11 protein-coding genes and 1 pseudogene are annotated in these 11,515 nt (G+C 47.4%); 8 read left to right on the forward strand and 4 right to left on the reverse strand.

What is annotated here, in order from left to right:
• Positions 1-339: 339 nt before the first annotated feature.
• A complete protein-coding gene (locus NE536_RS04035) occupies positions 340-1,062 on the forward strand; it encodes a YebC/PmpR family DNA-binding transcriptional regulator (RefSeq protein WP_006085103.1) in 723 nt (240 codons plus the stop codon).
• Positions 1,063-1,123: 61 nt separating this feature from the next.
• On the opposite strand, the gene NE536_RS04040 is transcribed toward NE536_RS04035, so the two are convergent.
• On the reverse strand, positions 1,124-2,794 hold the full coding sequence (locus tag NE536_RS04040) for a carotenoid oxygenase family protein (RefSeq protein ID WP_261271875.1): 1,671 nt from the start codon (positions 2,792-2,794) through the stop codon (positions 1,124-1,126).
• A gap of 14 nt (positions 2,795-2,808) precedes the next feature.
• Positions 2,809-3,267 (reverse strand): DUF2141 domain-containing protein, encoded by a 459-nt coding sequence (locus NE536_RS04045; RefSeq protein ID WP_261271876.1) that lies wholly within the window; start codon positions 3,265-3,267, stop codon positions 2,809-2,811.
• 234 nt (positions 3,268-3,501) lie between these two features.
• Here NE536_RS04045 and NE536_RS04050 point away from each other — a divergent pair, with 234 nt between their 5' ends.
• Positions 3,502-4,680, forward strand: a complete 1,179-nt coding sequence (locus NE536_RS04050; RefSeq protein ID WP_261271877.1) for a sensor histidine kinase — start codon at positions 3,502-3,504, stop codon at positions 4,678-4,680.
• A gap of 29 nt (positions 4,681-4,709) precedes the next feature.
• Positions 4,710-5,360, forward strand: a complete 651-nt coding sequence (locus NE536_RS04055) for a response regulator transcription factor (RefSeq protein WP_261271878.1) — start codon at positions 4,710-4,712, stop codon at positions 5,358-5,360.
• A gap of 93 nt (positions 5,361-5,453) precedes the next feature.
• On the opposite strand, the gene hpf is transcribed toward NE536_RS04055, so the two are convergent.
• Complete coding sequence (gene hpf / locus NE536_RS04060; protein ID WP_006080817.1) at positions 5,454-5,810, reverse strand: ribosome hibernation-promoting factor, HPF/YfiA family; 357 nt, start codon at positions 5,808-5,810, stop codon at positions 5,454-5,456.
• A 248-nt stretch (positions 5,811-6,058) separates the two neighbouring features.
• A complete protein-coding gene (locus tag NE536_RS04065; protein ID WP_107948584.1) occupies positions 6,059-7,627 on the reverse strand; it encodes a methyl-accepting chemotaxis protein in 1,569 nt (522 codons plus the stop codon).
• 429 nt (positions 7,628-8,056) lie between these two features.
• Here NE536_RS04065 and NE536_RS04070 point away from each other — a divergent pair, with 429 nt between their 5' ends.
• From NE536_RS04070 to NE536_RS04090, 5 genes and pseudogenes are all read left to right on the forward strand, one after another.
• On the forward strand, positions 8,057-8,440 hold the full coding sequence (locus NE536_RS04070; protein ID WP_261271879.1) for a DUF3649 domain-containing protein: 384 nt from the start codon (positions 8,057-8,059) through the stop codon (positions 8,438-8,440).
• Position 8,441: 1 nt separating this feature from the next.
• The gene (locus tag NE536_RS04075; protein WP_261271880.1) at positions 8,442-10,139 is read left to right on the forward strand and encodes a PepSY-associated TM helix domain-containing protein; all 1,698 of its coding nucleotides are present in this window, start codon (positions 8,442-8,444) and stop codon (positions 10,137-10,139) included.
• Positions 10,136-10,486: a DUF3325 domain-containing protein gene (locus NE536_RS04080; protein ID WP_261271881.1), complete on the forward strand. Its 351-nt coding sequence runs from the start codon at positions 10,136-10,138 to the stop codon at positions 10,484-10,486. The genes NE536_RS04075 and NE536_RS04080 overlap by 4 nt, the downstream gene beginning before the upstream one ends.
• 108 nt (positions 10,487-10,594) lie before the next feature.
• Positions 10,595-11,032 (forward strand): OsmC family protein, encoded by a 438-nt coding sequence (locus tag NE536_RS04085; RefSeq protein WP_261271882.1) that lies wholly within the window; start codon positions 10,595-10,597, stop codon positions 11,030-11,032.
• Positions 11,033-11,260: 228 nt separating this feature from the next.
• Positions 11,261-11,440 (forward strand): annotated as a pseudogene (locus tag NE536_RS04090) (hypothetical protein); the annotation flags it as partial.
• Between the last annotated feature and the right edge of the window lie 75 nt (positions 11,441-11,515).

Here is an 11,515-nt window from a genome sequence, read left to right on the forward strand (position 1 = left end):
GATTACAACTGACTAGGAAGGACTCACCATGATAACGCTCAAGATTTATAGTTTTAGTCTATTTCTCTGAATAAGCTAGAAAATTTATCTCGCTAGATAAACAAAGTAGCAGCTAGCTATCATCAACAGTCTCGCGTGTGTATGGCATTAGACATTAGTATTAATTTCGCGTGATTTAGTCTTAGTCCATTCTCAAGTTTACCCCATCTGAAAAAGCCAACTTTGCCCTGAAATGCGTGCCCCGTCGCCTTCTCGGTAATAAATCACATAGGGACGACTGCACTTATGCCAAGAAAACTGCTAATATCGGCGCAATTTTTTTGAGCTAACGAGATCAAGATGGGCAGAGCATATCAAAACAAGAAAGAATCCATGGCGAAAACAGCCGGTCAAAAAACCCGCATTTATTCACGCTACGGTAAAGAGATTTACGTCGTCGCTAAGCAAGGCGGCGTTGAGCCCGATGGAAACTTATCACTGCGTCGCTTGATTGAACGCGCTAAGAAAGACCAAGTGCCAGCGCATGTTATTGAACGCGCAATCGAAAAAGCCAAAGGCGGCGGCGGTGAAGATTATGATACCGCCCGTTACGAAGGTTTTGGTCCTGGCAACTGCATGGTTATTGTTGACTGCCTAACCGATAACGTAAAACGTACCTTCACTGAAGTGCGTCAAGCCTTCGTGAAGAACGATGCCAAACTCGGCGGCCCAGGCACTGTTGGCCACATGTTTGATCATCAAGCCGTATTCGTGTTTGCGGGCGATGACGAAGATGCAATTTTAGAGCTGCTGATGATGGCTGACGTTGATGTGAGCGATGTAGAGCTGGAAGATGGCTTAATCACAGTTTACGCGCCGCACACTGAGTACTTTAAGGTCAAAACTGCACTGACCGAAGCGATGCCAGAAGTTAACTTCGAATTCGACAACATCACCTTCGTACCGCAGGACATGACTAAAGTTGAAGGTGAAGATGTGGCTATGTTTGAAAAGTTTATCGCCGCTTTAGAAGATTGTGACGACGTACAAAACGTCTATCACAATGCGGAAATTGAAGACTAAGCACCGCTTTCGCCTGAAATAAAACGCAGCCCTTGGCTGCGTTTTTTTATAGGTCAACATATTAAGCGTTAATGAAACAACCGTGAAACCCTAACGGCAATACCCTGTTCATATGAGCCGAAGCAATGGGTCCCGCACTGATGTCGCTGGCACGAAACAAAGACAAGCCAGATTGTGCATTGTGGTAATCGAGCCAAGTCATCAACAAATAGGCTTCATGCTGCTCAGTGGCGGGGATATAGAGCGGCTCTTCGGCAATCTTGCCTTTGCCAAGATAAAACGCGCTATAGCTCGCGTCGCCAAGTGCATCCGTACCGTGCTGGCTGCTGTCTTTTGCATTATGAATACAATACAGAGTATTACTCAGTCCTGATTCAGATTCGGCTTCATATTTAAAGGTAGAATTGGAACCAGAATTAGCAGCCGAATCTGATCTTGCTCCGACGCCAAATAGCGGAACAAACTCTGATGCCCCACCCGTTTTCTCTGCAAGCTTTTCGGCATTGCTCGTTTGCTGTGCAGACTCTTTGTTACTCATAGTGTGCTGCGCAAACTGGGGAAACTCCATCATCACGCCGCTGCGGTTAATACGTGCAGAGGAAGGCAAGGTCTTTGCAAACTGCGTTTTGCTAGCTGCTGTAAGTGTTGCAGTCAGCGGTACAGTGATCGTCACTAACTCGGCATGGGGTGTTTTTGTTTTTCGGGCGCCCGTCAGTAACCCTTTCATCCCTTGAGTAAAAATCGCCGAATTGGGATAGAGGCAAAGTTGTACTGAAAGTTCGCCATTCTTCTCAATGGCTTGACCAAAGTGAAACACAAATCCAGCAGGCAGCGGGTGTAACTGGCGCGCTTTAAAGTCGGCTTTGTCGATAACCAGTAATTGCGATGGCAATTCGGGGCGCCATTTAAAAGCATCGATATAAGTTTCGCCCTCTTCATACACGCAGGATGAAATATAAAACACTAGCTTATTTTCACTCTGCGCGAAGGCATGTAAATAACTCGCCTGCGGTAATTCAATCACTTCCATTCTGGCAATGCTGTCATCGGCTGCCACTTGATACACAAGTAATTGCTTCTCGCCGCCGACATACCAGACGCCAAAATTCCACAGTCCACCTTGTCCATCATCGAGTGGATGGGCGGAAAAGGGTAAGCCCTTAAACTTGTCGCCAAAGCTTTTAACGCCGAGCGTAGTTAAGGTCTGCGCATCGAGTCGATAGGGTGAACCCGCTTCCCACAAGGCAAGCAACTCGCCGTGGCGCGGTAATAAACTGGTGTTAGCCACATTCAAGTCATCGTTATTTCGAATGGGTAAAGCATTGGGGATCACTGTGCCTGCGGTGGTGTACTTAAATGCGCCAGCGGCCTCCTCCACTTTAAACTTCTTTGTTTGGATAAACTTAGCCTGATGCTGAATTTGCCCATTGGCCACACTAAACTGCTGCACCATGCCATCGCCATCGAACCAATGCTGATATGCCTTACCTGCCCGAGACATTTTTGCAGGCCCATTACGATATAGATTGCCGCTCAATTGCGCTGGCCACTCGCCCGAAACCTGCATAGTGAGTGGCTGATAGTCGCCTTCCGCCCCGCTAAAACCTATGGCCCATGGCTCACGGGCGACCGCTTGTGCGTTATCCAGTGCCAGTAATTTATCCACTGAACTAGGCCAAACAGCAGTCGTCATTAGGGCGGCAGAGCCTGCTAGAAATTGACGTCTATCCATGGTGCAGCCCTCCCTTAGCGAATATGTATCGTGATTTGCGCATCGGCCTGCAAACTAAAGCTGGCGTCTTTAAAGCTCGCAGGTCCAAAACTGCCGGCGTTATTGCTAAAACCATAGCCTTCACTCGGCACTCCTAACATATTGGTATCTAAGCTGTGGTTGCCGTTTTCATCATGAAAGACCTTGACCGCATATTGACCATCGGCGAGATCGCTAAATACCAGTCTGTGCTCTGTCTTAGTGACGGGCTTTATCATAGATGCGCTAGGATTGTGGCCTGCGGCGTAATCCTCGGCATTAGCGTAAAGCTCAACCATTAAGGCGCCGGTTTGTACTTGAATATTATCGATATCCACAGTCAGGGTATGTGCCTGGATCTCAGCTGACATGCTTCCTGCCGATACACTTCCTGCCGACAAGAGCAAGCAAGCTAAGCCTGCGCCCCAAATCGCTGATAACGTCCTTTTGGTCATATTTGCTCGGCGAATCAGAGTTGTTGTCATCGTTAAGTTCACGTGTTTCATATCTTACTCCTGTTATTTGCGCTGATAAGTAACTGCGATGGAGTTAGCTTAAAAAATCACAGGACTAAAAACAGGTGCCAAAAGTCATGAAACAAGATTTTAACAAGATGACTTTTGGCATAGTGACATCTGACGCTGATACCTTAGAATGGTCGGCAGAATTGGATTAAGGAATCGTCATTCGTGCTAGAAAATCGATTAGCAAAAGAAGAGAGCATGTTAATTGCCGCAGGAGTGCTCACTTGGGCATTAGTGGCTTGGGTTGGGATAAACCAAGCCGCATTGCATACATGGCAAGGCATGCTCAATGCCACGCTTTATGGGCTGTATTTAGTGCCATTTATACTGATCGCTACCGATAAAGTGGCGCATAACAATATGCGGTTTCGTCGCCTTGCCACACTAGCAATGCCGTTGATTGTGTTGAGCTTATTGCTCACAGCAAACCATGCATTGCTGCCGATCCTCTTCGTTATTTGGGCATCACTCTTGCCTGAGTTTTTTAATCGCCGCCAAGCTATTTCGCAGTTACTGTTAGCCAACCTTCTTTATTACGCGCTGCTGCAATGGCATTGGCATGAACAAAGCAATGTGTTCAATATTTTGATTTATCTTGGCTTTCAACTCTTTGCCTACAGCAGCAGCCAAGCAAGGCTTTCCGAGCGTAAATCTCGCTTGATACAAGAACAACTAAACCAACAGCTCATCGCCACTCGCGCCCTACTTAGCCAAGCCAGCGAACAGCAGGAAAGATTGCGGATCTCCCGCGATTTGCACGACATTCTCGGCCACCAGCTCACAGCACTCTCTCTGCAATTAGAAGTACTGAGTCATAAAGCGCCCGAAGACCTCAAACCTCAAGTTAACCAAAGTAAATCCTTAGCCAAAGAGCTACTTGAAAGTATTCGCGCCGTCGTAAGGGCGCAAAGAGTGCAAGTCGGATTGGATTTAGTCCCCCCTCTAGAGGCGTTGATGACCCGCTTACCCAGCGTCACTCTCACCTGCAATGCGATGAAACCACTGCAATCAGCCGAACTGACTCAAGCCCTGCTGTTAGTGCTACAAGAAGGCATCAGCAACGCCGTGCGCCACGGCAAGGCGAATCAACTGCAACTAAGCATGGAAGACTCCCAAAACGCATTGGTATTGCAACTGAGCGACAACGGCATGGGGCTAACACGGGGAACCGCACGAAACGTATCAGCTAAAAACGGCACAGAGCTAAACGGTACAGGACAGTTCGGCACAGGGCTTAGCGGCATGCAGGAAAGACTGCAACCTTTTAATGGCAAGGTGCAGCTAAGGGCGAATGACTTGGCGCCCGGCTGCCAACTCACACTCACCCTCCCAGCACTCGCTTAACTTTTTACTAAAAACGCTTTGGAATTTATATGGATACGCAAAACAACATCATCAGTGTCGGCTTAGTAGAAGATCAACAATTGGTTCGCCAAGGTATCGCTAGCCTGCTCGCCATTTCCAACAACATTCGCGTGTTGTGGCAGGCTGAAGACGGCCAAGACGCACTCAGCCAACTCGCCAATAATCCTGTCGATGTGCTGCTCAGTGATATCCGCATGCCAAACCTTGATGGCATCGCCATGCTCAAACAGATACGCCAGAGTGCCAATAGCTTACCTGTCATCATGTTGACCACCTTCGACGACAGTGAGTTATTCCTCAATAGTTTGCAGGCGGGAGCCAACGGCTTTTTGCTCAAGGACGTGTCACTCGATAAGTTACTGCACGCCATCGAAACCGTCGCCAAAGGCGGCTACTTGATAGAGCCTTCGGTACTCAAACAGATGAGTGAGCCTAAACCTGCACCTAGCGTTGGGGTAACTAGAAATGAATTATTGTCGGAACGGGAGCGGGAAATCCTCAGTTTTATGGCGGGCGGATTCTCCAACAAGGAAATCGCCAATGCGGTATTTTTAGCCGAGGGCACAGTGAAAAATCATGTCTCTAACATACTCACTAAACTCGATTGCCGAGACCGCACTCAAGCTGTACTCAAGGGCTTACAACTGGCGTTGATTTAACCCATTAGCATTCTGGAAAAAATCATAGCCAACAAAAAGGGCCAGTTAAGGCCCTTTTTGTGCTCACCTAAGGCGGTGAGTAATGATTAAAACCTAACGAAGCTCCATCTCTTGGATAATTTCATGGGCAATGGCTGGCGTTGTGCAGCTCGGGGTTTCATGTAAATCTGCTTTTAATTGACCTTTACGGTGCTTAAGTGCTGCATCTAATTTTTTCGATGCGGCCTTGATAGCTGGGTACATCACCTCATCGGTACCCGAAGCGGAAATGCGGCTGCCTTCATAATTGGTTCGAATTTCAACCTGATACTCGCCATGCTCTTTCGCAATAATGATATCCAGTGCGATCAGAGAGGGAAAATGAGTGGCGATCTTAGCAAATTTCTCGTTAACATCTTCTCTAATAGAATCAGTAACATCGACGTGGTGACCAGAAATATTTATTTTCATAGGTTGTCCCTTTTAATGTCATTACTTTTATTTTTGCTTCACTACTAGAGCTTGGGGCATGCAGGATAAAACACAAGGGGAATTGGCAAATATTTCGATCAACTCAGGTATTAGCATCTCCTAAATGTGACCGCCATCAAGAAGTTGAAAATAAAACCGCCAGAAAAATGCGATTAAGTGATTGATTTATAAACAGGCATTAATAATAAATCAATCACAAAATCCAATACGACATAAGGTAAATACGCTTAATATTTACGTTGCACGCTCTGCTGCCAAAACTGCTGGGACAGATGATGCGTCTTGGTCGATAAACGCGACACTTGATCGCCCCGCGCCGCCGCATCGAGCGTCTGCTCTAAACTCTGTTGAGCCAAATCGCTGATCACATGGATAGCACGGCTAATTTCAGCGGCCACTGAGGTCTGCTGGGTCATCGCAGCGGCATTATCATCACTTAAGGAGTTAATCCTTGATATAGATGAAAGCAACTCGCCAAAAGCAACACTGGCTTCCTGCGCTAAGCCGACCGAACGTTTAACCTGCTCTTGTCCCGCCATCATAGTCGAAGTCGCCCTTTGAGTACTTTCCCTAAAGCGGCTAACAATTAATTCGATTTGCGAGGTGGATTGGCTAGTACGACTCGATAACTGTCTGACCTCATCGGCCACCACTGCAAAACCGCGGCCACTGTCCCCTGCCCGCGCCGCTTCAATTGCCGCATTTAAAGCTAACAGATTGGTTTGATCGGCAATGGCACGTATCACCTCAAGCACTTGGTGAATTGCACGGCTATCTTCTTCAATCGTTTGAACCACATCGGAAAAGTGACTCACTTGCACACTCAACTGATGAATCGCCTCTATCACTGTTTCTAAACGTGAATGCCCTCGTTGCGCCGCCTCGTGGCTCGACACCATTTCAGAGGCGGTGCGGTGAATATTGCCCGTCACTTCGGCAAAACTGGCGCTCATCTGCTCCATCGCTGTTGCAGCCTGCGTCGTTTGCTCACTCTGGCTATCGGCGTGCTCCCAAGTGTTGGTAATGGTTTGTTTAAGATTGACACTTTGAGATTGGATTTCACTGGCAGAATCCGCCATGCGCCCGACAACGCCACCAATTTCGGTGATCAAAAAGCGCAGAGCAAGATCCAATTTTCCAATCTCATCTTGGCGGCCGGTATACACGCCCGTCGCCACAGGATCGTCAATAATGTTGGTCGCCATAGAAACGAGCTTTTGCAGCGGCTGCATCAGGTAATACCATGCTAGGCACGCTACCGTCACCCCCGCAATCGCAGCAACAATGGGAGAATAACTGGCAATCATCGTCGTAGTCATAATCGAAATCAGCATGGCCAGCAGTATCTTACCACTGAAACCTAGCCTATCTTTGCGCAATGCTTTAGGTTGCTTGCCCTGATTTATATCGCTGTAAATACGCTCGGCAGCTTTAATCTGCTCAGGGGTCGCTTGACGGCGAACAGATTGATATTCGTGAATTTTACCGTCTTCATACACAGGTGCGACATAGGCATTTACCCAGTAATAACCGCCATTTTTAGTGCGATTTTTAACGATACCCATCCAAGGTTTACCCTGCTTAATTCGCTCCCAAAGGATCTTAAACGCAGCCGCTGGCATATCTTGATGACGCACTATGTTATGGGGATTCCCTTGCAACTCAGCAGCACTAAACTCGCTAATCTGCGAAAAAGTCTGATTCACATATTTGATGTTTCCCTTCAAATCCGTCGTGGAGAGTAAAATCGCATTATCTGACAGGTGTGTTTCACCATTCTTAGAATTTTTATGCATAGGGTTATCAGGCTAGGTCTCGGTAAAAAAGATAACGAGCATTCTGCCAAAACCTCAGTACATCAAAATTGATAAAGCTCACATTGACAGCACAAAAATTAACCTAACGCTAAACAAGCAGTAACCACTAGACACACAATAATAAATTAAAACAAACAACTGTGACGAAGCACTCGTTACTTCTACATCGATTAAAGCGGATCAGCCCAAGATCACATATTTACATTCGAATCTAAATGATATCGTTTATCATTTGAATTAACTAAGTTATACTTCTCGCGGTTAGCTATCCCCTGTTAATAGAAATGCATTCACCGTTAAGCCGAGTCTTCTGCCGTTAAACCAGAAAGCTTAAGCGCACGTTGCAGAATTAACCGTAACGGATAGCCATAACGGACCCATATTGGCTCGAAATGAGAAGTGGCACTTATGTCTAATACACCCGCGTTTAAAACGTCAACGCAATCATCTGCAGTGCAAACGCGCTCTTTCTCACTGATTTCACTGGGGATTATGCAAATTGCGCGATGGTTTAAGCAAGAGCAATCGCAGTTTGCCTTCAAAGTCTTTGCCCGCGCGAGCGCCGCACTGCTGGCGGGTTATATTGCGGCGGCTACCTTGGCTTGCCTGCTGACAGTCGTGCTACCAATGCCCCGCTTCGAAAGCACAATAACGGCCAATATGTTGGCTTTTCTGTTTTATGCCGTTGCCATTATTTACGCCTTTTGTGTACGTAAAACCTGGCATGCATGGCGAGATTTAGGCCTAGTGAGTTTGTTATGTTTTGGGTTAATTCAGGTGTGCGGACAGTAAGATGAAAGAGACATTTTTTAGAACCTTATCTTGGCTACATACTTGGGCAGGTTTGCTCGTGTGTTGGGTGTTATTGTTGATCTTTTTTGCGGGTAGCTTGAGCTATTTCCGCCATGAAATCAGCCTGTGGAACGAACCCGAATTACACCAAGGGGTTTATCAAGACTATCAAGCCGATACGCTCGCAAATCAGCTGGATAAAGGCCAAGATTATATCGCAGCGCATTCGCCCGAATCGGCGCAGCGCTGGATGATAGGTTTTCCGACCGAACGTAAACCCTTTCAAAGTGTTAGTTGGCAACTGCCACCAGAAAAAGGTCAGCGTCGCGGCAAGACTGAAGAACATGTCGCCCTCGCCGATGGCAGCGGCATGATCTCAGAAGTGCGCGCAAGTCGCGGCGGTGATTTCTTCTATCGTCTGCACTTTGACTTGCATTATATGTCCGCGATTACGGCCCGATATATCGTCGGTGTTTGCACTATGTTTATGCTAATTGCCCTTATCAGCGGCATAGTGATCCACAAGCGGATCTTCAAGGATATGTTCAGCTTTAGACGCGACAAGGGCGCCCGCTCTTGGTTAGATGCGCACAATGTGAGCTCTGTCATCGCCCTGCCCTACCATCTGATGATCACTTATACCGGGCTTATCACCCTAATGTTGATCTATATTCCGTGGACGGTGGATACCGCCTATTCGGGTGACAACCAAGCCTTTTTAAAAGAGCTAAACCCCGCCAGACAAACCGAGAAAGCCACGGGGATTAGCGCGCCACAGGTGCAGCTGAGTCAATTACTGCCGCAGGTGCAAGCCGCTTGGGGCGATGCGCCAATTAAGCAAGTGATAGTGTCATACCCTAACGATCAAAATAGCCAAGTGACCTTTTACCAAAACACAGGTAAAGATGTGACCGATGAGGCCAACATTTTGATATTTAACGGGGTCAATGGTGAGCTTAAGTATGCCAGCCCGCATGAAGCCTCGGGGGCGTCAGTCACCTACGACACTATGATGTCGCTACACACGGCGCGTTTTGCCGCCCCACTATTACGAATATTATTCTTTTTCTGCGGCTTATTAGGTTGCGCTATGGTCGCTACAGGCACCTTGATGTGGGCCATTCGCCTACGTCAAAAACAACAGAAAGCTATAGATAAAGGCGAGAAACCAAGCTTGGGATTACGTCTCGTCGAAGGGTTAAACTTCATGTTTATCTTAGGATTACCCTTAGGCGCTGTGAGCTTCTTTTACGCAAACCGTCTGCTATCGGCAAGTTTTGCAGGCCGCTCCGAATGGGAAGTTCACTGCTTCTTTATCGCGTTAGCGGCAATGGGAGTGTGGGCTTTTTTTGGTCGTTCACGTCGCCAGTGGCAAGCAGCATTGATAATCACAGGCAGTTTGTGCTGTGCACTGCCCGTGCTTAATGCCTTCACATCGCCGAGCAATCTCATCGATAATATCCAATCCCATCAATGGCCTTTAGTCGGATTTGACGTGCTCGCCATTCTACTTGGCGGCGCTATGCTATTTGCCAGCAAAAGATTAACTTTAATTGCTAAAGCCCCAGCCAAGCGCCCAGCAAGACCCGCATTCAATGCGCCGAATACCAAGGCGAATAAAGCACGCCGCAGCGAGCCACAAACATCCCTAGCCAACGAACTTACCTCGCCGTCTTCATTGGAGGAAGCCAAATCATGATGCCAGAATTTATCCCTGTACTTGGGATCTTAGGCTTAAGTTATCTCTCACTGGCCCTATTCGCCTTAGCTAAGTTTGGCCATTTTAAGGATGTGTTTAACCGTCCACCAGCACAATGGCAAAGCCATTTACTCACCTTGTTTGCTTGGTTATTACTGGCATTTAGCTTAAGTGCCTGCGCGAGCGATCAAGGCTGGGCCTACGGTAGCATTTTGTTTATGGGGATCATTTCCCTCGCGGCCATGCTGGTCATACTGACGTTAAGCTACAGTCCACGCCATTTACCGATTGGTATCGTGGCTGGTAGCGTACTCACAAGCAGTTTATTCCTGAGTGCTGGGCTATAACTTCTGTAGCACTAAGCTATAACTTCTTGCCGCACTGGGCCACAGGTCATGGCTAAGTGCGCACCGCTAGGCTATAGTGCCCTGATGTCCTTCAGATAGGAGAAAATAATGGGCTTTAACTTAACGGTTAACTGGCAAACCTCGCCCGCCGAAGAAGGCGAATTTTGTCGAGACCACAGCATTACATTTGGCAGTGGCCAGACGATTCAAGCCTCGTCGGCGCCGGAATACAAAGGCAATGGGCAGAATGTAAACCCTGAGGAAAGCCTGCTGGCGGCGTTATCCTCATGCCATATGTTGACCTTTCTCGCGATTGCACATCTTAAGCGCTTACCTGTGACGTCCTATGTGGACAATGCCACTGCAGAGCTGGGTAAAAACGACGCGGGCAAGTTGGCCGTGACTAAGATGGTGCTGAATCCTAAGGTCATGTTTGCCGAAGGGGTTGAAGTCAGCCAAGAAACCCTTGAGAAAATTCACGAAAAAGCACATGTAAATTGCTTTGTCGCCAATAGTTTAGCGACAGATATCCATATCAAATTTTAAGATTTGTGCTGATGTCTACGGCCCGCTAATGGATTCCTAAGCGGGCTTTTTTATTGCCACACCGCAGATCATTACCAGTCTGACTCATTGTCATCACCGAATCACCGTCGCCCCCCCACACAGAGTCTTACCATGCGCATCCCCGAAACCTTTTCTATGGTTCAGCTCATGTCCAGCTTTTAAACCGTACGATGGCTAAATTAGTGCCAACTGTTGGAGTTAAAAGATGCACATTCAACCACTATAGCGACAGGAACAAGCCAAGGGATTTCGGCGCCAACGGCCTATTACCTAAGCCATAACGAAGACGCGAGAGCGATAACAGTTAATCACATTGCCCAACAACAGCAAGTGAACACTATGCAGATCTACGCAGAAACGAGTAAGAATATTAATGAATGGGCATAAAAATGGGTGTTGTCTCGGGAACTAAGAGACAACACCCTAACTTTGTACGCGACTATGCTAACTGAGCTACCTTAA

Origin of the sequence: Shewanella septentrionalis, from assembly GCF_025370265.1 — a bacterium.
Lineage (GTDB): Bacteria > Pseudomonadota > Gammaproteobacteria > Enterobacterales > Shewanellaceae > Shewanella > Shewanella hafniensis.

Bases quoted from the DNA above. Each gene is read 5' to 3' on its own strand.
- NE536_RS04035 (WP_006085103.1), top strand. From the start codon at position 340: ATGGGCAGAGCATATCAAAACAAGAAAGAATCCATGGCGAAAACAGCC.
- NE536_RS04040 (WP_261271875.1), bottom strand. From the start codon at position 2,794: ATGGATAGACGTCAATTTCTAGCAGGCTCTGCCGCCCTAATGACGACT.
- NE536_RS04045 (WP_261271876.1), bottom strand. From the start codon at position 3,267: ATGACCAAAAGGACGTTATCAGCGATTTGGGGCGCAGGCTTAGCTTGC.
- NE536_RS04055 (WP_261271878.1), top strand. From the start codon at position 4,710: ATGGATACGCAAAACAACATCATCAGTGTCGGCTTAGTAGAAGATCAA.
- hpf (WP_006080817.1), bottom strand. From the start codon at position 5,810: ATGAAAATAAATATTTCTGGTCACCACGTCGATGTTACTGATTCTATT.
- NE536_RS04065 (WP_107948584.1), bottom strand. From the start codon at position 7,627: ATGCATAAAAATTCTAAGAATGGTGAAACACACCTGTCAGATAATGCG.
- NE536_RS04070 (WP_261271879.1), top strand. From the start codon at position 8,057: ATGTCTAATACACCCGCGTTTAAAACGTCAACGCAATCATCTGCAGTG.
- NE536_RS04075 (WP_261271880.1), top strand. From the start codon at position 8,442: ATGAAAGAGACATTTTTTAGAACCTTATCTTGGCTACATACTTGGGCA.
- NE536_RS04080 (WP_261271881.1), top strand. From the start codon at position 10,136: ATGATGCCAGAATTTATCCCTGTACTTGGGATCTTAGGCTTAAGTTAT.
- NE536_RS04085 (WP_261271882.1), top strand. From the start codon at position 10,595: ATGGGCTTTAACTTAACGGTTAACTGGCAAACCTCGCCCGCCGAAGAA.